The sequence below is a fragment of the Streptomyces sp. NPDC042002 genome, from assembly GCF_055588305.1.
Map to the genome: position 1 here is coordinate 13,229 of NZ_JBVJCT010000019.1, position 22,636 is coordinate 35,864.

The following is a 22,636-nucleotide window of genomic DNA, read 5'->3' on the forward strand; positions in this document are numbered from 1 at the left end:
GTCCATGGACGTGTTGCCTGTCCAGCGCTGTCAGTGCCTGTCGTCTGCCGGTGTTCTTCCGCCAGAGGCACGCTCGATGCATGCCAAGTCGACGGTTTGTCAGGAGCCCACTCGCTCAAGAGCTTCGAGCCGGGCCCGGATCTCTGCCACTTCCACTCGCAGCTTGTCCACCTCGGTGCATCCACACGCGTTGGGGTCTGCCGGCGGAGCGTCTGTCGCTTCGGGGAGTGCCTTAACGAACGTGCCCTTGCCCGCCACGCTTTCGAGGAACCCGGCGCGCTGGAGCTCCTGCACTGCTCCTTGCACTGTCATCTCGGCTACGTCGAACTCAGACGTCAGCTCGCGCAGTGACGGGAACTTCGAGCCCACCTCGTACTGCCCTGTGGCCAGTCGCTGTCTGAGCTCATCCAGGATTTGCGCTTTGAGCGGCCTCGCTCCAGTTCGATTGATCGGCATAGCTCCAGGCTACGTCGGGCACCCCAGTGCGCACTAGAGGACCGCAGGGGGTTGACGAGCAAGGCACCCTAGTGCACCGTAGTGCACAGCAAGGCACCCAACGGATCGTCGGTGTTACCGCACCAAAGACCCGTTGGGGCCAACTACCGCAGGAGCGGCCCTACCGCCAAGCAGACAGTCGCTCCCTGACCCTCGAAGGGGTACATCCATCATGCCTGGAACCAGCGTGAAGCGGAGCACCAAACAGACCGGCTCTCGGGGCAACGGCCCCGGTGGGCGTCGTCTGCGGAGTGGCGAGATGATCCCGCTGACGGCTGAGCAGTCGGAGCGGCTGGGGGAGCTGTTCGGCCAGTACAACGACGTGCTTGTGCCGTACGCGCGGCGCAAGCTGATGACGTGGCGCGGCCTGTCGCTTACACAGGCGTCCATGCTGGCTGAGGACATCGCGCAGGAGACCTGGGTGAAGGTGGCGCGCACTGGGGCGGCTGACGTCCTGCTCCCGGGCCTGACGCGGGACGACGTTCTTCCCATGTTGTACGTGCGACTGCAGAGCCGCATCGTCGCCCACTTCCAGTTGGCCCGGTCGACGGAAACGCCTGTGGACTGGGAAGACCCGCTGACCCGCAACACGCTGTGCCCGCTAGTGCCGGACCAATGCGCGATGGCGGAGCTGCCCGAATACCTGCGCCAGATGCTGGTGAAGCTTCCGGACTCGGAGCGCGAGGCATTGACGCTCGCGCTGGACGGTCTGGCCAATGAGCCGATCAGCGAGCACCTCGGGTGCGCCCTGTCCAGCGCCTACCGGTTGGTCGCGACGGCCGTCCTCATGCTCAAGATGACCAATCCTTCACTGGCCGGTTCGGCAGTGGATGTGCAGTCCCTGCCGCTGTGGCAGCGCGAGGCGCTGGACCGAATGGATGAGGTGCGGCGCAGGGTGCTGCTGCGCCTGGACGACGATGTGCGGTCGGTCCTGCTGCTGTTGGCGCAGGGCGTGACATGCAACCAGGCCGCTGAGCGGACTGGCCTGCCGGTCGGCCGGGTCAAGGTCGTCTCCCGCTGCCTGTCGCATCTGCGCGGCCTGACCGCGAGTGACATGGAGCAGGCGGCATGAGGCACGGTCACCCGCTCAACTCCGCACGGCGGCGCGTGCGCAAGGAACAGCTCGCGCGCCGCCACGGGCAGCGCTGTGCCTACTGCGATCAGCCGTTCGTAGACCTGAGTGAGGCCACCCTCGATCACGTGGCACCTCAGTCGCTGTGGCGGTCGTGGTCGGTCACCTCGCTCATGCTCGCCTGCGTCGACTGCAACCAGGCCAAGGCCGACCGACTGCCGCTCTCGCTCGCCCTGTTGCTGCTGCGGTGGGCCGACCCGACTACGCCGGTCGTCCGCCCGGTCGACTGGCTCGTGTTGGCTCGACTCGCCGCCGACCATCGCACGGCCCTGGCCAGCGTGACGACCCGCGTCACACCCGGCGTCACGCCCCGACCGGTCGACGTTGAGTCGACCTCCGACCAGCCCGAATCGACCTGCCACGGCTGCCGCATGCGACGGCCGTCGGCCCGACCCGACTACCCGCGCGCGCCCCGACCGATCAGGGCGTGTGACGGGCCGAGTGGAGAGGGGGCTGCCGCGTGAACGCCGTGAACGGCGCCGTGAACGGATCGGCCCGACCCGTGAACACTGCCGTGAACACGGTGGACACCGCCGTGAACACCCAGCCCGTACACCCGTCCGCACGGGCGGATCGGGCACCCGCACGTGCGGGCCGCACGCCCGCACGGCCGCACGGGGGTGCGGGGGAGGACAAGAAGCCGTCCGCCGCATCGAGGCTGGTCGACATGGCCCGCGAGCGCTACCGGTTCGTGCTGTCCACCGACAGCCGTCCGTACGCGGTCGCCCTGGACGGCCCGAACATCGCGCTCCCGCTGCGGGGCAAGACCGGCGTACGGCAGCGTCTGGCCCGGCAGTTCGCGGACGACTGCCCCGGCGAGGTGGCCTCGCAGTCGGCCCTTGCGGACGCGATGACCGTGCTCGAAGGGATCGCGGAGGACACCGACCCCGTCACCGTGAACCTGCGGGTGGGCCGCGATGCGGCCGGCGCGGTCGTGGTCGACCTCGGCAGCGCGGACGGCCGCGCGGTCGTCGTCTCCGGCCTCGGCTGGCAGGTGGTCGACCGCGCCCCGGTCTTGTTCCGGCGTTCCGGGGCCATGGCGCCGATGCCGGAGCCGGTGCTGGACGGCGACGGGCTGGCCAAGCTGCACGCGCTGCTGAACATGGACGAGTCGACGTTTCACCAGCTCGTCGCGTGGCTGGTCGCGGCGTGGATTCCGGAGATCCCGCACCCCGCTTTGGTGTGCAAGGGCGAGCAGGGCACAGGCAAGTCGAAGGCCGCGCAGATGTTCATCAACCTCGTCGACCCGTCCCCGGCAGCCAAGCGGAGCCAGCCGCGCGACGAAAAGGCGTGGTCGCGGCAGGCGTTCAGCTCATGGGCGCTGTGCCTGGACAACGTCTCGACCATCCCGCCGTGGCTGTCGGACACCCTGTGCAAGGCCGTGACCGGCGACGGCGTGGTCGACCGCGCCCTGTACACCGACGACGACGTGGTCGTGCTCACCTTCAAACGGGTGCTGGCCATGACCACCATCGACGCGGGAGCTCTCGCGGGCGACCTGGCGGAGCGGGTGCTGATGTTGGACTTGCAGCTCATCGACTCCCACCGGCGTCGCTCCGAGGAGGAGTTGGACGCCACCTTCGCGGCGGTTCGTCCGGCCGTGCTCGGGGCACTGTTCGACGTGCTGGCCTGCGCCCTGGCCGTGTTGCCGTCGGTGCGGCTGGAGTCCATGCCGCGCATGGCCGACTTCGCCCGCGTCCTCGCGGCCGTCGACCAGACCCAAGGCTGGAACACCCTGGGCGACTACCTGGCCACGTCTGCGAACGTCGCCATCGATGCGATGGAGGGCGACCCGTTCGCGATGGCCATCGCCCGCCTGGTCGACAAGGCCGGTATCTGGCAGGGCACGGCCGGGCAGTTGCTCGAAGTGCTGCCCGTGCCGTTGGTGAGGCCGAAGAACTGGCCCGTGGACGCCACCCGCGCGGGTGGCAGGGTCAAGCGGCTCGCCCCGCTGCTGCGGTCGATCGGCATCACGGTGGATGACACGCAGCGTAGCCAGGACCGGGACCGGCATCGGCTCCTCACTCTCGCCCGCGCAGCCCCCGAGGACGATTCAGCGTCCACACCCGAACAGGCCTCCCTCTGGCCGCAGACCGGCCCACCCCGGGAACGCGATACCTGGCCTGAACAGGGATGACGTAGCCGGAAAACCAGCCGGGCCGGGCCGCATACCAGCGGCCCGGACACGTCGAAGCTGCGGACGCTACAGCCGTCCAGCGTCCACAGCGTCCGCACTAGCGTCCACACTTCTCACCGCCTCTGGCCTGCAAAGACTCCAACGTGCGGACGCTGGGACGCTGCGGACGCTGCGATACACCAACTCTCCAGGACTGCGACCGGTACCACTCCCACGCACCCCGCCACGGACACGAGGAGTCACCAAAACCATGGCCACCGCCGAAGAACCGGCCGACCCGCGAGCCATCCTGCGCGGCGGTCTGCCGGACCGCTATCTGACACCCGAGGACCTGGTCACGATGTTCAGCCTCCCGAGCGTGGAGACCGTCTACCAGTGGCGCCGCAAGCGCATCGGCCCGACCGGCTTCCGCGTCGGCCGCTACCTCCGCTTCAACCCCGTCGCCGTAAAAGCGTGGGAGGCCGAACGGACCGCCCTCGACGACGCGGCCTGAACGGCTGCTAGGTCTAGCACCCTTCGTTGCTAGACCTAGCACCCCCGCTAGCAACCGAAACCGCTCCCGGCCTGCGGCCTAGCACCTAGCAACCCCTCTCCGCAGAACCGTCATCCGGACCGGATACGCCCCCGGAGAAGTTGACTTCCGTTGCTAGAAACCCGGCCGCCGGCGCGGGGAGGCACCACCCGACGGACCGGGGAGGCGGGGAGAGCTCCCCAACCCCCTCCCCACTCCACACCCCCCGCACTGATCAGCGCAGACACCCGTTCGGGGAGGCGGGGAGGCGCCACCTCAACCCCTCGAAAAGCACCCTCTGGAAGGCCTCCGCCCTTTCTGCCTCTGCCTCCCCGCCGGGCCCCGGCAGACACCGCGAACGGCAGGGAGGTACGGCCCGCCAGCCAAGGGAGGCAGGGAGAACTCCCTCCCGCCTCCCTGACCCGCCTCCCTCCACCTGATCAGCGCAGATGACCTCTCAGGGAGGCAGGGAGGCGCACCCCCAGCACCCCCGCAAACCCCCTCCGGAAGCCACCCGACAGCCCCTGTCCCAGCCTCCCTGAGAGCCCGCACACAGGTGCTACCGGTAGCAACCCCACCCGCTACCGGTAGCAACCCCGCTAGCACCCCAAACCCCCGATGATCAGGCCCGTAGCGAGTAGCGGGCCTGGCCCAGCACACCCCGAAACCGGTCGTACAGCGGCCATCGGGCCCCGCCCCACCCTGCTACCGAAGGGATCAGCCCCCATGGCTGGCCACATCCAAGACCGCTGGTACAAGACCGACACCGACGCGAACGGCAAGACCACCCGCGCCAAGACTGACCGCCACGGCAGCGGCCTGCGCTACCGAGCCCGTTACATCGGCCCCGACGGCACCGAGAAGTCCAAGAGCTTCCGCGACGGACAGAAGCGCCTCGCCGAGAAGTGGCTGAGTGCCATCGAGGCCGACATGACGCGCGGTCAGTACACCGATCCGAAGTCCGTGCGGATCACGTTCCGGCAGTACGCCGACAAGTGGTTGGAGAGCAAGACCTCAAGCCCGATGTCCCGCAAGGAGCTTGGCCGGCGGCTGCGGCTGCACGCCTATCCCATGCTCGGGTCACGCCCCGTCGGCACGTTCCGGCCCGAGCACATCCGGGAGTTGGTCGCCGCTCTGGAAGCCAAGCCCGGCGTGAGCCCCGCGTACGCGCGGAACATCTTCGCGGACGTTCAGGCGGTCCTCTCCGCTGCGGTTGACGACGCCCTGTTGAATCGCAACCCGTGCAGCGCTCGCACCGTACGGCGCCCCAAAGCCGAGGCTCGGCACGTCGTCCCGTGGACCAGGTCGCAGGTGCTTGGTGTTCAGGCAGGACTGTTAGGGCGGTATCGCGCGATGGTCGACATCGGCGCCGGTTGCGGTCTGCGGCAGGGCGAGGTGTTCGGGCTGGCCGAAGACGCGTTGGACGCCGACGGGCGGACTCTGCATGTGGTGCGGCAGATCAAGCACGTTGAGGGGTATCCCGTGTTCGACCTGCCCAAGGGCGGGAAGATCCGGGACGTGCCGCTTCCCGAGTCGGTGGCGAGCGCGCTGCGGGCCCACATGGACGCGTACAAACCAGCGGAGATCTCGTTGCCCTGGGGGGTACCTGAGGCGCCGAAGACGGCCGCGCGGCTTCTCTTCACCGCGGAGCAGGGCGGAATGGTGTGGCGGAGCAACTTCAACGGGCTGGAGTGGAAGCCTGCGCTCGCGGCGGCTGGCCTCATCCCGGACGCTGGAGAGGACGGTAAGTACGACTCCGCGCGCGAGCACGGCATGCACGCCCTCCGGCACTTCTACGCATCCGTACTGCTGGACGCGGGGGAGAACATCAAGGCCGTCAGTGAGTACATGGGGCACGCCGACCCGGCGTTGACTCTGCGGGTCTACGCCCATCTGATGCCCGACAGCCGGGATCGGGCCCGACGTGCCATCGACCGGGTGTTCCAGCCCCTCCCTGATGGAGATCACGGCCCACAGACGGCCCAGTGATGCGGGCCGTGCTCCTGATCCGCACTTCTGTGCAGGTCAGGGGCCATCCCCACTTTTAGATGCTCAGGAGTTCCTCAACTCTGCTTTGGGCCGCGGAGCGCGAGGGCATCCCCCTGTCACGCAGGACCGGAGAACGAGAAGCACGGCCCACGGGGGGTCGCTTCGGGGGAACGGAAGGAGGGTGGCGCCATGGTCATCGGCATCATCCTGGCGGTCGTTGTGCTGGTTGTGGTCATGAAGGTCGTCGGCGTGGTCAGGAGGGGATGGCACCGCTCCCGGGGCAGCGGTGACAGCAGCGGCAGTTGGTGGGCCGGCGGGGTGGGCGGCGCCGCGTCCTGTGGTTCGTCCGGCGACTCGTCGGGCGGGCACCACGGAGGCCACGGGGGTCACTCCTGCGGGGGTCACTCGTCGTGCGGAGGCTCGTCCTGCGGAGGCGGGTCCTCGTGCGGCGGGGGCGGATGCGGCGGAGGCAGCTGACACGGGGCAGCTGAGCTCCCTGCCGGAAACGCGTCCGGCGCACGGACGTGCCCGTCGGCCGACGACTGCCGACGGGCACGTCCGTGCGCGGGGCGCACGCCATTGTTGAACAGTTGAACTGTGGAGCCCTCGGGGGGATGGAAACCGCACGAAGTTGGGTAAAAACGCTGTGGCGGCACCACAGTTCATGATTCCCTCTAAACCACCAAAGCAGCCCTGGTAAATCACCAAGCAGCCCTGGGCCGACAGGCCTCGGAAGTCCATCGGATGGTCCTATCGGACGCGTCCTTCGGATGCCCTTCCGGCCGGGCTGACCGGGCCGTTCCCCCGGTGTTGACCGGGTGCGCCGGAACCCCACCTCACCTTTGCGTGCTAGCGGAGCCGACCCATGCTCACGACCCTGAAAACCTCGTACACCGACACGCGCGCGGCCGATCTCGCCTGGGCCCTGGGCCGCGAACCGCTGCCGGCCCTCGCCACCCTCGACCTCGAACTGGCCGGGGCGAAACTCCAGTTGAGACTGCTCGGCGCATCCCACCAGGTACTCCTGGAGGAGGAGCGGGGCAGTTGCTCGGAGACCGTCGCGTGCATCGCGGGCAGCAGCACACCCCTGCCGCTCGGCGTGGCGAAGCGGTTCGACGACTGGGAGTACGAGTTCGCGGCCCGCGTCGAGATCCTGTCCCCCGGCTCCTTCGCGGGCCGCGCCCAGGAGTTGCTGGCCCTGGTCTCCGACCACCCCCAGGGTCTCGCCGGCGTCTTCCCCGGCAGTCCGCACGCGTTCACCGCGATGCTCGCCCAGCGCCACGAGGGCCAGGTCCATTGGCGTACGTGGCACGCGTACCCGCAGGACGGCCAGTTGGTCGCGACGCGTACGCGGGTCGGCGTACGGACGGACGCCCTCAGCGCGTCCGGCGTCTGAAGTCCTTCGCGTCCCCTTCTCGCGTCCTGTGGCCCGTGGCCCGTGTCCCGCGTCCGGCGTCCGGCGTCGTGAGGGAGGAGTACGTGCGGCGGGGCGCGGTGGTCGCGGATGAGGGGTTCGCGCGCGGTGTGCCGGGAAGATGCCCAGGTCAACTCCGTGCACCATGAAGAGCGACAGTTTCCACACGTGTGGGTGACGAGACGTGGTGGCGGCGTGACGTAGCGTTCACGACGTGATCGAACCGCACGCGCCAGCTCCCCCCGGCGCGCCGCCGTCCTGGGGTGTTCAGGGCCAGGCGCGGCTGCCCGTCCGTCCGGGCATCGGCAGGTTCCTCGTCCTGGCGGGGGTGTTCGTCTGCGCGGCGTGCGGACTCGTGTACGAACTCGAACTCGTCGCCCTCGCCTCGTACTTGATCGGTGACTCGGTCACCCAGGCCTCCGTCGTGCTCTCCGTCATGGTCTTCGCGATGGGCGTCGGCTCCCTCGCCGCGAAGCGGCTGCGCCCGCGCGCCGCGGCCGGGTTCGGCGCCGTCGAGGCGGCGCTCGCCCTGGTCGGCGGATGCAGCGCGATGGGCCTGTACGCGGTGTTCGCCTGGACAGGCGCATGGGGCGGCCTGTGGGCGGACGGGCCCCGCTGTCTGCTGGTGGCCTTCTCGCTCACCATCGGTCTGCTCATCGGCGCCGAAGTCCCCCTCCTCATGGAGCTGATACAGCGCATCCGCCGCCAGGACCCCGGCGGCGCGGTCGCGGACCTGTTCGCGGCGGACTACGTGGGCGCCCTCGTCGGCGGCCTCGCCTTCCCGTTCCTGCTGCTGCCCCAACTCGGCCAGCTGACGGGCGCGCTGCTGACCGGAACGGTGAACGCGGTCGCCGGCGGGGCCCTCGTACTCGGCCTGTTCCGAAAGGACTTGACCCGCCGCGCGCGCTGGACCCTGGTCATCGCGAACGTCCTCGTCCTCGGCCTCCTCGCCTCGGCCGCGGTGCTGGTCGGCGACTTCGAACGGGCCGCGCGGCACGCCCTGTACGGGGCGGACGTGCGGGTCGCGCTCCGCACCGGCGTCCAGGAGGTCGTCCTCACCGGCGGCACCCGCGACCGTCCGCTCCACCTCTTCGTCGACGGCCGCCTGCGGTTCAGCGGCCGCGACGAACACCGCTACCACGAGGCGCTCGTCCACCCCGCGATGAACGGTCCGCACGCCCGCGTGCTCATCCTCGGCGGCGGCGACGGACTCGCCGCCCGCGAGGTGCTGCGCCACCCCGGGGTGCGCCGCGTCGACATCGTCGAACCCGACGCGGACGTGGTCCGGCTGGCACGCCACGACGTCGCGCTGTCCGCACTCAACCACCATGTGTACGACGACCCCCGGGTGCACGAGGTGACGGCGGACGCCTTCAGCCGGCTGCGCGACGCCCGGCTGCGCGGCCCCCGGTCGACGTACGACGTCGTCATCTCGGACCTGCCCGATCCGGGCATCACCGCGAGCACCAAGCTGTACTCGCAGGAGTTCTACGGCCTCGCGCGCCGCGTGCTCGCCCCCGGCGGGCGTCTCGTGGTCCACGCGGGCCCGCTGGCCGACCGGCACCGGGCCTTCTGGACGGTCGACGCGACGATCCGCGCGGCCGGGCTGTTCACCAGGCCGTACCGTGTCGGCGGCCGGGACCCCGGCTTCGCGGCCGGTCCCGGCCGCATCGCCGGCAGCCCCGCGGGTGCGGCGGGCTCGGCCGGCGACTGGGGTTTCATCCTCGCCTCCCGCACGCCCGCATCCCTGCGGCTGGACTCCTGCTGCCCGCGGCTGCGCACCCTCACCCAGGCGGCCCTGGCGGCGGACGCGCGCGCCGCCTCCCGCAGCCGCTTCCTGCGCCCCCTCCCGCCCTCCACGCTGGTGCATCCGCGCTACACCGACTGAGGCTCGGGCGCGGGAATCCCGGGATACGCGGGTGCGGTCCGGGGCGTGCTGGGTAGGCTCGGCTGACATGGAGCATGAGGTGTTCGTTCCGTTTCCGGCCGGGCGGCTGAGGGAGGCGCTGGCCGATCCCGTCCGGGTCGCCCGCGCGATCCCGGGTCTCCAGCAGGACGCGTCGGCCGTCTCCGGCAGCGCGGCGGACGCGGACGCGAGCTCGCCGCCGCCCGTTCCCGGGACCGAGCCGCCCGTCTCCGGGACCGGGCAGGACGCCGCGGAGACGTCCTCCCGCGCCGGGCGCGAGCGGGACGCGGGGGCCGCGCGGGTCGCCGGGCGGCTGAAGGTCCGCGTCGCCGGTCACACGATCACCTATCGCGGCGCGTTCCGCGTCGCCGCCCAGGACGACGGGGCGTACGCGATCGAGGGCGACGCCTCGGAGGTACGCGGCGGGGGCGCCGTGAAACTGGCGCTCACCCTTCGGCTGCTCCCCACCACCGACGGCGGTACGACCCTCGCGTTCGGCGGCACCGCCTCCGGCGACGGCCGCGTGGCCGAACTCCCGCACGACGCGGTGTCCTCAGCCGGGCAGCGCCTGCTGACCCGCATCGGGGAAGCCCTGACAGCGGACCTCGCCGAACGGGCCGACGCCGACACCGGCTCTGACACCGGCTCTGACGCCGACACTGACGCCGACGCCGGAGTCGAGGCGTCCTCCCTCTTCGAGGCGGACGTGCCGCCCTCCGCGCTGGATCCGTTGGCCGGGGACGACGAGTTCGACAGGGAGGACTTCGTGGCGGAGGTCGCGGAGCCGGGGCGGGCCGACGCGATGGCCGAGGCGGCGCATGCGCGGCGGACGATGATCGGGCGCAGCGCGGAGGAGGTGGACCACGCTCCTCCGCGTGGCCGCTACGCCCCCGTCCCGCCCCCGGAGGCCACCGCCGCCCGCGCCACCCTCCGCTGGGCGGCCCCCGCGGCGGCCCTGGCGCTGGCCTCGGCGATCGTCGTGACCCGGGCACTGCGCAAGCGCCGTTGACGGAGTGCGCACTGCCCGTGCGCCGTTGACGCGGTGAACGCTGCGCAGGCGCCGTCAGGGAGTGGTGAGGGCGGGGAACCACGCGGCGCTCCCGCCCCAGTAGGGTCGACTCCGTGAGTAACGAAGACATCACGCTGACCGCGGGTGACGCGGAGGTGACCGTGGCGCCGGGGAACGGCGGACGGGTCGGGAGTCTGCGGGTCGGCGGCGTCGAACTGCTGCGGCAGGGCGCGAAGTTCGGGTGCTTCCCGATGGTCCCGTGGTGCGGGCGGATCCGCGACGGCCGGTTCCTCGACGGCGCCGCCGTCCGGCAGATGCCGCTCAACTCCCCGCCGCACGCCATCCACGGCACCGCCCGCGACGGCGCCTGGACCACGGCCCGCGTCACCACGGACGAGGCCGTGATCACGTACGCCCTGGTGGACCCCTGGCCGCATCCCGCCCGCGTCACCCAGGCCTTCTCCCTCACCGGGGACGCCCTGACGATCACCATGGCCGTGGAGACGTACGGGGACTCGTTCCCGGCCCAGATCGGCTGGCATCCCTGGTTCAACAGGAACCTGGGGGACGGCGGCGAGGACGTCCTCGTCGACTTCCGGCCCGGCTGGCAGGAGGAACGGGGTGACGACCACCTGCCCACCGGCCGCCGCGTCGACCCGAAGCCCGGCCCCTGGGACGACTGCTTCGGCATGCCGGACGGCGTCGACGTCACGCTCACCTGGCCGGGACGGCTGGAGCTGAAGGTCGGCAGCCGCGAGCAGTGGGTCGTCGTGTACGACGAGCAGGAGGCGGCCGTGTGCGTGGAGCCGCAGACCGGTCCGCCGAACGGGCTCAACACCCACCCCCGCCTGGTCACACCCATCGAACCCCTCGAAGCCACCACGACCTGGAGCTGGCGGCGCCTCTAAGCTGGCGTCCATGAGTGATGTACGCGGCGCGCTGCTGCAGCAGATCAAGGACAAGGCCGTGGTGCACGGCAAGGTGACCCTCTCCTCGGGTCTTGAGGCCGACTACTACGTGGACCTGCGCCGGATCACGCTGGACGGAGAGGCCGCCCCGCTCGTCGGACAGGTCCTCCTCGACCTCACCGCCGACCTGGAGTTCGACGCGGTCGGCGGGCTGACCATGGGCGCCGACCCGGTCGCCGGGGCCATGCTGCACGCCGCCGCCGCGAGCGGGCGCAAGCTGGACGCCTTCGTCGTCCGCAAGGCCGCCAAGGCGCACGGCCTGCAGCGCCGTGTCGAGGGTCCCGAGATCAAGGGCCGGCGCGTCCTCGTGGTCGAGGACACCTCGACCACGGGCGGCTCCCCGCTGGAGGCCGTCCAGGCCGTCCGGGAGGCCGGAGCCGAGGTCGTCGGCGTCGCCACGATCGTCGACCGTGCGACCGGCGCCGCCGAGAAGATCGAGGCCGGAGCGGGTGTTCCGTACCTCTTCGCCTACTCCAAGGGCGAGTTGGGGCTCGACTGACGAAGCTCCCGCGGGACCCCGCCGACGGCCGGGTCCCGCATGTCGGATGGGGGTCTGGAGCATCCGGCGATGTCTGGAAAGATGGGGCCGACGATGACGTCGCCCCCCTAGGTCAGGGCCATAAGCACCAGTCCCGTCGTACCGCAGCAGCAGTACGCAGACCCGCACATACAAGGAGCGGACAGATGCCCATCGCAACCCCCGAGGTCTACAACGAGATGCTCGACCGGGCGAAGGCAGGCAAGTTCGCCTACCCGGCCATCAACGTGACCTCGTCCCAGACCCTGCACGCTGCGCTGCGCGGCTTCGCGGAGGCCGAGAGCGACGGCATCATCCAGATCTCCACCGGTGGTGCGGAGTTCCTCGGCGGTCAGCACAAGAAGGACATGGTGACGGGCGCCGTCGCGCTCGCCGAGTTCGCGCACATCGTCGCCGCGAAGTACGACATCACGGTCGCGCTGCACACGGACCACTGTCCCAAGGACAAGCTGGACGGCTACGTACGTCCGCTGATCGACATCTCCGCCGCGCGTGTCGCCAAGGGTGAGAACCCGCTGTTCCAGTCCCACATGTGGGACGGCTCCGCGGAGACCCTCGCCGACAACCTGGCCATCGGCCAGGAGCTGCTCGCCAAGGCCGTCGCCGCGAAGATCATCCTCGAGGTCGAGATCACCCCGACCGGTGGCGAGGAGGACGGCGTCAGCCACGAGATCAACGACGAGCTGTACACGACCGTCGACGACGCCCTGCGCACCGCCGAGGCCCTCGGGCTGGGCGACAAGGGCCGCTACCTGCTCGCCGCGTCGTTCGGCAACGTGCACGGTGTGTACAAGCCGGGCAACGTCGTCCTGCGCCCCGAGCTCCTCAAGGACCTCCAGGAGGGTGTCGCCGCCAAGTACGGCAAGGCGAGCCCGTTCGACTTCGTCTTCCACGGCGGCTCCGGCTCCACCGCCGAGGAGATCGCCACCGCGCTGGAGAACGGCGTCGTGAAGATGAACCTCGACACCGACACCCAGTACGCCTTCACCCGTCCGGTCGTGGACCACATGTTCCGCAACTACGACGCTGTCCTGAAGGTCGACGGCGAGGTCGGCACCAAGTCGAAGTACGACCCGCGCACCTGGGGCAAGCTCGCCGAGGCCGGCATGGCCCAGCGTGTGACCGAGGCCTGCGCCGCCCTGCGCTCCACGGGCACCCGCCTCAAGTAGTCCCCGGTGGTCCGCCCGTAGGCCTCTGGCAGTCCCTCGGAGGTCCTCGGCCGGTCCTGACGTGGTCGTACCTCCGGTAGTAGTACCTCTCCGGCAGTGGTACCTCCGGAAGGGCCCGGCACCTGCCACGGTGCCGGGCCCTTCCGTATGCTCCGAGGTATGGCTGTGCCTGCGAGGGACGCATCGGACGTATCGGACGGCAGACCCGCGGTACGGATCGCCTCCCCGGCGGGGAAGTGGATCCTGCTGACCACCGTCCTCGGCTCCAGCATGGCCCTGCTGGACTCGACCGTCGTCAATGTGGCTCTGCCGACCATCGGCCGCGACCTGAACGCGAGCCTCGCCGCCCTCCAGTGGACCGTGAACGGCTACATGCTGTCGCTGGCCGGACTGATCCTGCTCGGTGGCTCGCTCGGTGACCGCTTCGGGCGCCGGAAGATCTTCGTCATCGGCGTGGTGTGGTTCGCCGTCGCCTCGCTGATGTGCGGGCTCGCGCCCGACGTGGGCGTGCTCATCGCCGCCCGCGTCCTCCAGGGCGTCGGCGGGGCGCTGCTCACCCCCGGCTCGCTGGCGATCATCCAGGCCTCCTTCCACCCGGACGACCGGGCCCGGGCCATCGGCCTGTGGTCGGGCTTCGGGGGTGTCGGGGCCGCCGTCGGGCCGTTCCTGGGCGGCTGGCTGGTGGACGGGCCAGGCTGGCGCTGGGTCTTCCTGCTGAACATCCCCGTGGCGCTGGTGTGCGCCCCGATCGCCCTGCTGCACGTTCCGGAGTCGACCGGCGGCACCTCCCGCGCGACCGGAGCCGAGAGCGGGGGAGGCAAGCCCCACCGCGGCTTCGACGTCCTCGGCGCCGTCCTCGGCGCGCTCTCCCTCGCCCTGGTGACGTACGCCCTGATCGAGGCCAGGAGCGGTTCCCCGCTCGTGTGGGTGGCGGCGGTCGGAGGCGTGGCGGCGGGGGTGGCGTTCGTGTACGTCGAGAAGCGGCGGTCCGATCCGATGATGCCGCTGGACATCTTCGCCTCGCGCCAGTTCACGGCCGTCAACCTGGTGACCCTGTGCGTCTACGCGGCCTTCGGCGGCTTCTTCTTCCTGACCGCGCTCCAGCTCCAGGTCGTGGCGGGCTACTCCGCGCTCCAGGCCGGTACGGCCCTGCTGCCGACCACGGTCCTGATGCTGCTCTTCTCGGCCCGCTCCGGCGAACTCTCCCAGCGCATCGGCCCGCGCATCCCGCTGACCGTCGGGCCGCTGCTGTGCGCGGCGGGCATGCTGCTGATGCTGCGGGTCGGCGAGAACGCGTCGTACGTGTCCGACGTACTGCCCGCGCTGCTGGTGATGGGCCTCGGCATGGTGACCCTGGTCGCGCCGCTGACCGCGACCGTCCTGGCCTCCGTGGACGTCGGGCGGGCGGGCCTGGCCAGCGGGATCAACAACGCGGCGGCCCGCGTGGCCGGGCTCCTCGCCGTGGCCGCGCTGCCGCTGCTCACCGGGATGGGAGAGGAGGCGTACCGCTCGGCGGAGGCCTTCGACGCCGCCTTCCGGCGGGCGATGCCGCTGTGCGCGGGCGTGCTGGTGGTCGGCGCGGTGCTGGCCTTCACGACCGTACGCCGCCCGGCGCCCGGCTGCCTCCGCCCCGAGTGCCACACGCACGGCTCGCTGACGGCGCCCCCGCTGGAGCCGGAACGATCCCGTGGCGTCCTCGCGGCCCCGGGCTCCCCCGGCCCTCCGGGCTCTTCGGGTTCTACGCCTTCCAGCGCTGGTCCAGCCTCGTGATCGTGCCGGAGGCGTCGATCCGGTAGGCGAAGTACATCCGGCTCGCCCGGGCCGAGGCGTCGGCCTCGGCGAGGAAGGCGCGGACGTCGATCGGCTTGTTCACGTCGGTGTCGTGGAACGGTTCGTTCACGGAGAGCCGTGCCGTCGCGGAGAGCCGTATCTCGTGCCGCGGGCCGATCGCGTGCCACACGGGGGCGTCGGGCCGCGGGCAGGTCCAGGAGCCCTCCTGGACCTTGATGTACGAGCCGTCCTTCGCGACGCGCGTGCCGGGCAGCAGCGTGACGTCGACGCCGGACCAGCCCATGCAGGCGGGGCCGTCGGAGGAGGCCGTGGGGGAGGCGGCGGAGATCTTCGGCGCGGCGGCCGTCGGCTCGCCGCCGGCGGGCGGGGCCGCGGTCGCGGCTGGGGAGGCGGTGGCCGGCGGGGAGGAGGTACCGGCGGCGGTGTCGTCCCCCGGTCCGCAGGCGGTCGTCGCGGGCAGAAGGGCGGCGGAGAGGGCGGCCGGGGCGCCACCTCCGCGGATCCGGGCAGCGGTCGGTACGGCCATGATGATTCCCGCGTTGGCGTGAACACGTTCGACAGACGCTGATCGCGGTGTCACCGCGGAACGGATCGTTCCCTGAGCGCCGTGGGCAACCGTTACCGATCATGGACGATGCAGCAGACTGGAACCCATGACGATTCACGAGAACCTCCTCGGGGGACCGCTCCCGACCCATCTCCCGGACGACCCGGAGCCGCGCGAGCTCCTCGCGAACGGCACGGCCCCCGCCGATGTCGCCGCCAAGTACCCCACCTCCTCGCTCGCCTGGGCGCAGCTCGCCGACGACGCGTTCGAGCGCGGCGGTGTAGTGGAGTCGTACGCCTACGCCCGTACGGGCTACCACCGTGGCCTGGACGCCCTGCGCCGCAGCGGCTGGAAGGGACACGGCCCGGTGCCCTGGGAGCACGAGCCGAACCGCGGCTTCCTGCGCGCCCTGCACGCCCTCGCCCGCGCCGCGCAGGCGATCGGCGAGCAGGAGGAGTACGAGCGCTGCAGCCAGTTCCTGAAGGACTCCTCGCCGACGGCGGCCCAGACCCTGGGCTAGCACCGGCCGCCCTGCGGGGGCTCTGACGCGGGTCCGCCTGGTGTGACCAGGCGGACCTTGCGGTTTCGGGGGACGATTGTGGAGGATGCCCGATGGGGACCGGGGCCCCCGTGTCGGTAACGGCAGGGGCGGACCGCTACCCGGAGCACATTGCAGGAGACAGCGATGTCCCACCAGGCTCAGCCCACGCAGGCTCAGGAGCCCGAGACTCCGCATCTCGACTTCCAGGGCACGACGCCGTACGAGGACTACGTACAGGCGGACGTGCTCACCCACCTCCAGCACACCCTCTCCGACGACCCCGGAGAGATGGTCTTCCTCGTGACGACCCAGGTCATGGAGCTGTGGTTCACGGTCATCGTCCACGAGTGGGAGACGGCGGCCAAGGCGCTGCGCGCCGACGACGTCCCCGTCGCGGTGGCCGCCCTGAAGCGGTCCGTACGGGAGCTGGAGGCGCTCAACGCCTCCTGGCGTCCGCTCGGACAGCTCACCCCCGCGCAGTTCAACTCCTACCGCTCGGCCCTCGGCGAGGGTTCCGGCTTCCAGTCGGCGATGTACCGGCGCATGGAGTTCCTGCTCGGCGAGAAGTCCGCGTCCATGCTCGTCCCGCACCGGGGCGCGACGCGGGTGTACGCCGAGCTGGAGAAGGCGCTGCACGAGCCGAGCCTGTACGACGAGGTGCTGCGGCTGCTCGCGCGGCGCGGGCACGCGATCCCGGCCGCGGTGCTGGAGCGTGACGTGTCGCGCCGTTACGAGCCCGCGCCCGAGGTGGAGGCCGCGTGGGCTGCCCTGTACGCCGGTGACGACAGCGACGAGCTCGCGCGTCTCGGCGAGGCACTGACCGACGTCGCCGAGCTGGTGTGGCGCTGGCGCAACGACCATCTCGTCGCCACCCGGCGGGCGATGGGCTCGAAGACCGGCACGGGCGGCTCCGCCGGGGTTGCCTGGCTGGAGAAGCGCGCGCAGAAGAACGTGTTCCCCGAGCTGTGGACGGCGAGGTCCCATGTCTGAGCGAGTGTCTGAGCGAGCCCCTGCGTCCGCGCTGGGCGCGCGGGCGGCGGAACTGGACGCGGCCGACGAACTCGCCGGAGTGCGCGAGCAGTTCGTGCTCGACGACGTGGTGTACCTGGACGGGAACTCGCTCGGCGCGCTGTCGGCCGGGGTCCCCGGCCGGGTCGAGGACGTCGTCCGCAGGCAGTGGGGCGAACTCCGCATCCGCTCCTGGGAGGAGAGCGGGTGGTGGACCGCGCCCGAGCGGATCGGCGACCGGATCGCCCCGCTGGTCGGCGCGGCGCCGGGTCAGATCGTGGTCGGCGACTCGACCAGCGTGAACGTGTTCAAGGCGCTGGTGGGCGCCGTACGGCTGGCGGGCGAGGGGCGCGACGAGATCCTGGTCGACGCGACGACGTTCCCGACGGACGGGTACATCGCCGCGTCGGCGGCCCGCATGACGGGCTGCGAGCTGCGTCCGGTCGATCCCGACGAGGTGCCCTCGGCGCTCAACTCCCGTACGGCGGCGGTGCTTCTCAACCACGTCGACTACCGCACGGGCCGGCGCTACGACCTCGCGTCCCTGACCTCCGCGATCCACGCGGCGGGCGCCCTGTCGGTGTGGGACCTGTGCCATTCCGCGGGCGCCCTGCCGGTCGGGCTTGACGAGCACGGGGTGGACCTGGCGGTCGGCTGCACCTACAAGTACCTGAACGGCGGCCCGGGTTCGCCCGCGTACCTCTACGTCCGCGCCGGCCTCCAGGACCGCTTCGACTCCCCGCTCCCCGGCTGGAACTCGCACGCGGACCCCTTCGGCATGAGCCCGTCGTACGCCCCGGCACCGGGTGCCCTGCGCGGGCGGGTCGGCACGCCGGACATCCTCTCGATGCTGGCCCTGGAAGCGGCGCTGGAGGTCTGGGAGGGCGTCTCGATCGACAGCGTCCGCGCCAAGTCGCTCGCCCTGACCGACTTCTTCCTGGAGTGCGTCTCCGCGTACGTCCCCGAGGGCCGGGTCGAGTCCGTGACCCCGTCCGCCCACGCGGAACGGGGCAGCCAGGTGGCCCTGCGCTGCGCGGACGCGGGCGCCGTGATGAAGCGCCTGATCGACCAGGGCGTCGTGGGCGACTTCCGCCACCCGGACATCCTCCGCTTCGGCTTCACCCCTCTGTACGTCGGCTTCGCGGACACGGAGAGGGCGGCACGGGTACTGGCGGGGGTACTGGACTAGCGAGGGCGCGACCATCGGGCGCGACCGTCAGGCCCTCGGGCTCAGGGAGCGGAATTCAGCCCTTCCGGCGCTTCGGCGTTTGAGGAGCGGGGTCTGGGGCGGAGCCCTCGGGATGATGGGGTCCCGGGGATGATGGGGCCCCTGGTCGAGCGAAGCCGAGATCTCGGGGAGGGCAGGGGCGGAGGGGCGAAACTCCTCTTGCCCCGCCCGGCGCTGCCGGTACCTGGCCGGCCCGGCACTGCCGGGTACCCGGCTCGCCCGGCGGTCGCCGGGGTCCGCCGGTGGCCCCGGATGTCCGGCCGCCACATCCGTTTCACCGCTGAGAGGTCGGAGCATGCAGGACGATGCCGCATCCCGGGACGACGCCGACGCCACGGCAGAGCACCGCGCCGACGCCAGGGCACAGAGCCGCGCCGACGCGGCGCGCGAGGCCGCCGTCGCGCGCGACGCCGCGGAGGAGGCGTCCGCCTTCTCGCACCCGGCCGTGGATCCCGACGTCACCATGGCGTACGGCGACCACCCCGACCAGGTGATCGACTTCTACGCCCCGCGCGAGCCCGACCCGGATGTCCTCACCCCTCTCGTGGTCGTTCTGCACGGCGGCGCCTGGCGTGCCCCGTACGACCGCCGTCACATCACCCCGTTCGCGGACTTCCTGACCCGCCGCGGATTCGCCGTGGCGAACGTCGAGTACCGCCGCGGCGAGGAGACGTCACCGGCTCCGGCCGGGCCCGTGATCCCCGCGCAGGCCGGTCCCGCGGCCCCCGGACCGGAGAGCGCGGCCACTTCCGCGACCGCCGGATCCGGCGACGGGGATGGATCCGGTGACACCGACACCGACACCGGCGCTCCGGTCGCCGGCCGGTGGCCCGACACCTTCGACGACGTGGCGGCCGCACTCGACGCACTGCCCGCGCTCGTACGCGAGGCCCTCCCGCAGGCCGATCCCCAGCGCATGGTGATCACCGGCCACTCGGCGGGCGGTCACCTCGCCCTGTGGGCCGCGGCGCGGCACCTCCTGCCCGCCGACGCGCCCTGGCGCATCGACCGCCCCGCATCCCTGCGCGGCGTCGTCGCCCTCGCCCCCATCGCGGACTTCCAGGTCGCGGAGGAGCTCGATGTCTGCGGCGGGGCGTCCCGTCAACTCCTGGGCGGAGAAGCCGCGTTCGCGGAACGCCTGCCGTACGCCGACCCGGTGCGTCTGCTTCCGACCGGTATCGCGACCACCCTCGTCCAGGGCCGTACCGACGTCGTCGTGCCGCAGGCGGTCGCCGAGTCGTACGCGGACGCGGCCGCCAAGGCGGGTGAGGTGGTCGGTCTTACCCTTCTGGATGACGTAGGCCACTTTCCCCTGATCGACCCGGCCGCCGACGCCTGCGCCGTGGTGGCCGAGGAGATCGCTCAGCTGGCCTGGTAGACGGGTAACCACCCGGTTCCCCGGGCGACTGCTCGGAGTGCCGGGGGCTGCCCCTGCCCGAAGCCCGGTCATACCCGTAGTACCTGAGAGCTACCTTCCAGATGAGGTCCGCAGCGGGACGCGGACGACAGGTGACGATCCGTAATTTCCCTTCCAGTGACGCCCGATGAACGGGCGGACGGGGAGGGACGGACACTATGGAATTCCGGGCGCAACCGACCACCAGAGGGAGAGCGGACGCCCGCTCGGACCCGCCAGGGGCCAGGCCGAGCGCACCACCCCCGACCCCCGAACCCCCTCGCCGCCTCACCGAAACGGCTCGCCACCCCACCGGGGACCCGAGTCGCCCCACGGATCCCCAGCGCCGCCTCGCCGGGGACCCGAGCCACGACCCGAGCCCCTTAACCAATCCTGCTCGCCATTTCGCCGGGGATCCGGGCCACCCCGCGGAACCCCCGCCCCGCCGCGCCGGAGGCCGGATCGTCCGGCGGCTGTGCCGGGCGCTGCTCGCCACGCTCGTCACGGCAGCCGTCGTCGTCCCCGTGTCCGCGGCCGCCCGGCCGGAGATCCCGGCGCCGGCACCCGCGGTCCTCGCCCCGCTGACCGCGTCGACCCTGGAGAAGGCGTACGAGGCGAACCGGGCCGACGCCGCGGAGGCGGCCCGGATGGCCGCGGACCACGGCGACCGCACCCGGGCCGGGGCCGACCGCGCCATGGCCGCCCCCTCCCGCCGTTTCCTCTCCTTCGACGGACGGGGACCCGGCCGGGCCGTCGAGGTCTTCGGCGACCTCGCACACGCCGACCGCGTGGCCGTCCTGGTCCCGGGTTCGGACACCACGCTGGAGACGTACGACCGTTTCCGTGCCGGCGCAATCGCCCTGCACGACCGACTCGGCCCGCGCGGTGCCGTCCTCGCGTGGCTCGGGTACGAGGCTCCGGGCACCGTGAGCACGACGGTCCTCACGACGGACCGCGCGGAGCGGGCGGCCCCCGTTCTGCGGGCCTTCCTGCGCCAACTGCGCGGCGTCGTCGGCCGGTCGGCGCACCTGTCCCTGCTGTGCCACTCGTACGGCACGGTGGTCTGCGGCCGCGCCGCCCCGGGCCTGGACGTGAGCGACATCGTCCTGGTCGGCAGTCCGGGCACCGGAGTGTCCTCCGCCGCCGCGCTGCGTACCTCGGCCCGCGTCTGGGCCGCCCGCGGCTCCGCCGACTGGATCGCGCACGTCCCGCACGCGAGCCTCGGCCTCTTCGGCACGACCGTCGGCTTCGGAACCGACCCGGTGTCCCGGTCCTTCGGCGCCCGGGTCTTCCAGGCGGGCGACGGCGGCCACAGCGACTACTTCGCACCGGGCTCGGTGTCCCTGGCCAACCTCACCCGCATCGTCCTCGGCGACACCTCGGAGGTGACCCGTGCGTGACCTGACCGGCACGACCGATCTGACCGGCACGACCGCACTGACCGGCGTACGGACCGCGATCCGCCGCATCGAGCGCGCCACCCCCGTCGAGCGGGACCGCGCCGTCGACGCCCTGCGCGCCCTCGCGATCCTGGGCGTCGTCCTGGGCCACTGGCTGGTGACCGCGCTGGTCGCGGACGGCGGCGCGCTGCACACGGCGAGCCCGTTGCAGCACATGCCCTGGCTGACCCCGATCTCCTGGGTCTTCCAGACGCTCGCCGTGTTCTTCCTGGTGGGCGGCCATGTGGCGACGAAGAGCTACGCGTCGGCGCAGGCAAGCGGTACGACGTACGGGCAGTGGCTCCGCGTCCGGATGGGCCGCCTCCTGAGGCCGGTTGCGGCGGTGCTGGCGCTCTGGGCGGTGGCGACGGCCTGTCTGGTCGCGTCCGGTGCGGACCTCGGCACGGTGCACACACTCGTGAAGCTGGCACTGTCCCCGCTCTGGTTCCTGGTGGTCTTCGCCGGACTGACCGCGGCGACACCGCTGCTGACCCGCCTCAACCCGCTGTGGCCGCTGGCCGTCGTCCTCCACGTGGACGTCATCCGCTTCGGCTTCGGCGGCCCGGCGTGGCTCGGCTGGGTGAATCTCGCGGCCGGCTGGCTGGTGCCGTACGCCCTGGGCGCCGCCTGGACACGCGGTGAGTTGGAGCGGGCGCGCGCGGGATGGGTGTTGTTCGGCGGCGGCGCGGTGGTGACGGCGGTGCTGGTGACATGGGCCGGTTATCCGGCGTCCATGGTCGGCATACCGGGGGCCGCCGTCTCCAACCTGAACCCGCCGACTCTGGCCGCGGTCACCTTCGGCCTGGCCCAGTGCGGACTCGCCCTGCTGCTGCGCGAGCCGTTGCGCCGAGCGATGCGGCACCCCGCGGTCTGGGCGGGCACGGCCTTCGCCAACCTCTCCGCGATGACGATATTCCTCTGGCACCAGACGTCCCTGATGGCGGTGACCGCCCTCGGCCTGCTCGCGGGCCGGCTCCCCGGCCTGCACACCACCCCCGACTCCCTGGCCTGGGTGGCCGCGAGAATCGCCTGGCTGCCCGTCTTCGTCTGTGCCCTCACCCTGTGCTGGTGCGCCTTCAGTTCGTACGAACGGGGACCCCGCCGCCCGACCGGCCGTCCGTCCCGAGTCGTCCGCGTCCACCGGGTCCACCGCGGTTTTGGCCCGGCCACCCCCGAGGCGGCGCCTCGTGCCTAGGGTTGACGGCGTGACCAGCGAGGACCACCGGCCCCCGAACAGCGAGCCCGCCAAGCTCCCTGACGCCGCCTCACGCCCGCCCGGAACCTCCGCCCCCACCACCGCGCCCGAGACCTCAGCCGCCGTCCCCGTGTCCGAGACCTCAGCCGCCGCGCCCGTCCTCGCCGCCGCACCCAGCAGCGCATCCATCGGCGGTGATCCCACTGCCGCACCCTTCCGCGGT

At 71.7% G+C, this 22,636-nt stretch carries 20 protein-coding genes; 18 read left to right on the forward strand and 2 right to left on the reverse strand.

The genetic code is table 11. The features are described from left to right. Window positions 1-99 precede the first annotated feature (99 nt). On the reverse strand, window positions 100-456 hold the full coding sequence (locus tag ACZ6KY_RS25605; RefSeq protein WP_469312624.1) for a GntR family transcriptional regulator: 357 nt from the start codon (window positions 454-456) through the stop codon (window positions 100-102). A 298-nt stretch (window positions 457-754) separates the two neighbouring features. Here ACZ6KY_RS25605 and ACZ6KY_RS25610 point away from each other — a divergent pair, with 298 nt between their 5' ends. The 12 genes from ACZ6KY_RS25610 (at window position 755) to ACZ6KY_RS25665 (ending at window position 15,038) form a co-directional block, all read left to right on the forward strand. After that, a complete protein-coding gene (locus ACZ6KY_RS25610; protein WP_469312625.1) occupies window positions 755-1,567 on the forward strand; it encodes an RNA polymerase sigma factor in 813 nt (270 codons plus the stop codon). Further along, a complete protein-coding gene (locus ACZ6KY_RS25615; RefSeq protein WP_469312626.1) occupies window positions 1,564-2,091 on the forward strand; it encodes an HNH endonuclease in 528 nt (175 codons plus the stop codon). The genes ACZ6KY_RS25610 and ACZ6KY_RS25615 overlap by 4 nt, the downstream gene beginning before the upstream one ends. Before the next feature lie 38 nt (window positions 2,092-2,129). After that, on the forward strand, window positions 2,130-3,764 hold the full coding sequence (locus ACZ6KY_RS25620; protein WP_469312627.1) for an ATP-binding protein: 1,635 nt from the start codon (window positions 2,130-2,132) through the stop codon (window positions 3,762-3,764). Window positions 3,765-4,014: 250 nt separating this feature from the next. Continuing rightward, window positions 4,015-4,257, forward strand: coding sequence for a helix-turn-helix transcriptional regulator (locus tag ACZ6KY_RS25625; protein WP_469312628.1), 243 nt, complete (start codon window positions 4,015-4,017; stop codon window positions 4,255-4,257). A gap of 744 nt (window positions 4,258-5,001) precedes the next feature. Further along, window positions 5,002-6,264, forward strand: coding sequence for a tyrosine-type recombinase/integrase (locus tag ACZ6KY_RS25630; RefSeq protein WP_469312629.1), 1,263 nt, complete (start codon window positions 5,002-5,004; stop codon window positions 6,262-6,264). 865 nt (window positions 6,265-7,129) lie between these two features. After that, a complete protein-coding gene (locus ACZ6KY_RS25635; RefSeq protein WP_469312630.1) occupies window positions 7,130-7,660 on the forward strand; it encodes a DUF2617 family protein in 531 nt (176 codons plus the stop codon). Window positions 7,661-7,892: 232 nt separating this feature from the next. Continuing rightward, the gene (locus ACZ6KY_RS25640; protein WP_469312631.1) at window positions 7,893-9,566 is read left to right on the forward strand and encodes a polyamine aminopropyltransferase; all 1,674 of its coding nucleotides are present in this window, start codon (window positions 7,893-7,895) and stop codon (window positions 9,564-9,566) included. Between the two features lie 67 nt (window positions 9,567-9,633). Beyond that, window positions 9,634-10,593, forward strand: coding sequence for an SRPBCC family protein (locus tag ACZ6KY_RS25645; RefSeq protein ID WP_469312632.1), 960 nt, complete (start codon window positions 9,634-9,636; stop codon window positions 10,591-10,593). 113 nt (window positions 10,594-10,706) lie between these two features. After that, the gene (locus ACZ6KY_RS25650) at window positions 10,707-11,501 is read left to right on the forward strand and encodes an aldose epimerase family protein (protein ID WP_469312633.1); all 795 of its coding nucleotides are present in this window, start codon (window positions 10,707-10,709) and stop codon (window positions 11,499-11,501) included. A 10-nt stretch (window positions 11,502-11,511) separates the two neighbouring features. Continuing rightward, window positions 11,512-12,060 carry an orotate phosphoribosyltransferase gene (gene pyrE, locus ACZ6KY_RS25655; protein WP_389090039.1) on the forward strand — a complete coding sequence of 183 codons (549 nt, stop codon included), beginning with the start codon at window positions 11,512-11,514 and terminating at the stop codon, window positions 12,058-12,060. A gap of 185 nt (window positions 12,061-12,245) precedes the next feature. Continuing rightward, window positions 12,246-13,268 carry a class II fructose-bisphosphate aldolase gene (gene fbaA / locus ACZ6KY_RS25660; RefSeq protein WP_469312634.1) on the forward strand — a complete coding sequence of 341 codons (1,023 nt, stop codon included), beginning with the start codon at window positions 12,246-12,248 and terminating at the stop codon, window positions 13,266-13,268. Between the two features lie 159 nt (window positions 13,269-13,427). Continuing rightward, a complete protein-coding gene (locus ACZ6KY_RS25665) occupies window positions 13,428-15,038 on the forward strand; it encodes an MFS transporter (protein WP_469312635.1) in 1,611 nt (536 codons plus the stop codon). On the opposite strand, the gene ACZ6KY_RS25670 is transcribed toward ACZ6KY_RS25665, so the two are convergent. Further along, complete coding sequence (locus ACZ6KY_RS25670) at window positions 15,007-15,585, reverse strand: hypothetical protein (protein ID WP_469312636.1); 579 nt, start codon at window positions 15,583-15,585, stop codon at window positions 15,007-15,009. The two genes, ACZ6KY_RS25665 and ACZ6KY_RS25670, sit on opposite strands and share 32 nt — an antisense overlap. A 127-nt stretch (window positions 15,586-15,712) precedes the next feature. Here ACZ6KY_RS25670 and ACZ6KY_RS25675 point away from each other — a divergent pair, with 127 nt between their 5' ends. From ACZ6KY_RS25675 to ACZ6KY_RS25700, 6 genes are all read left to right on the forward strand, one after another. After that, complete coding sequence (locus tag ACZ6KY_RS25675; RefSeq protein ID WP_401328587.1) at window positions 15,713-16,126, forward strand: DUF3151 domain-containing protein; 414 nt, start codon at window positions 15,713-15,715, stop codon at window positions 16,124-16,126. A gap of 165 nt (window positions 16,127-16,291) precedes the next feature. Continuing rightward, window positions 16,292-17,137: a tryptophan 2,3-dioxygenase family protein gene (locus tag ACZ6KY_RS25680; RefSeq protein WP_469312637.1), complete on the forward strand. Its 846-nt coding sequence runs from the start codon at window positions 16,292-16,294 to the stop codon at window positions 17,135-17,137. Window positions 17,138-17,141: 4 nt separating this feature from the next. Then, a complete protein-coding gene (kynU, locus tag ACZ6KY_RS25685; RefSeq protein WP_469312638.1) occupies window positions 17,142-18,344 on the forward strand; it encodes a kynureninase in 1,203 nt (400 codons plus the stop codon). Between the two features lie 334 nt (window positions 18,345-18,678). Continuing rightward, on the forward strand, window positions 18,679-19,761 hold the full coding sequence (locus ACZ6KY_RS25690) for an alpha/beta hydrolase family protein (protein WP_469312639.1): 1,083 nt from the start codon (window positions 18,679-18,681) through the stop codon (window positions 19,759-19,761). Window positions 19,762-20,240: 479 nt separating this feature from the next. Then, window positions 20,241-21,179 (forward strand): alpha/beta hydrolase, encoded by a 939-nt coding sequence (locus ACZ6KY_RS25695; protein WP_469312741.1) that lies wholly within the window; start codon window positions 20,241-20,243, stop codon window positions 21,177-21,179. 19 nt (window positions 21,180-21,198) lie between these two features. Continuing rightward, window positions 21,199-22,413 (forward strand): acyltransferase family protein, encoded by a 1,215-nt coding sequence (locus ACZ6KY_RS25700; protein WP_469312742.1) that lies wholly within the window; start codon window positions 21,199-21,201, stop codon window positions 22,411-22,413. The last annotated feature ends 223 nt before the right edge of the window (window positions 22,414-22,636 follow it).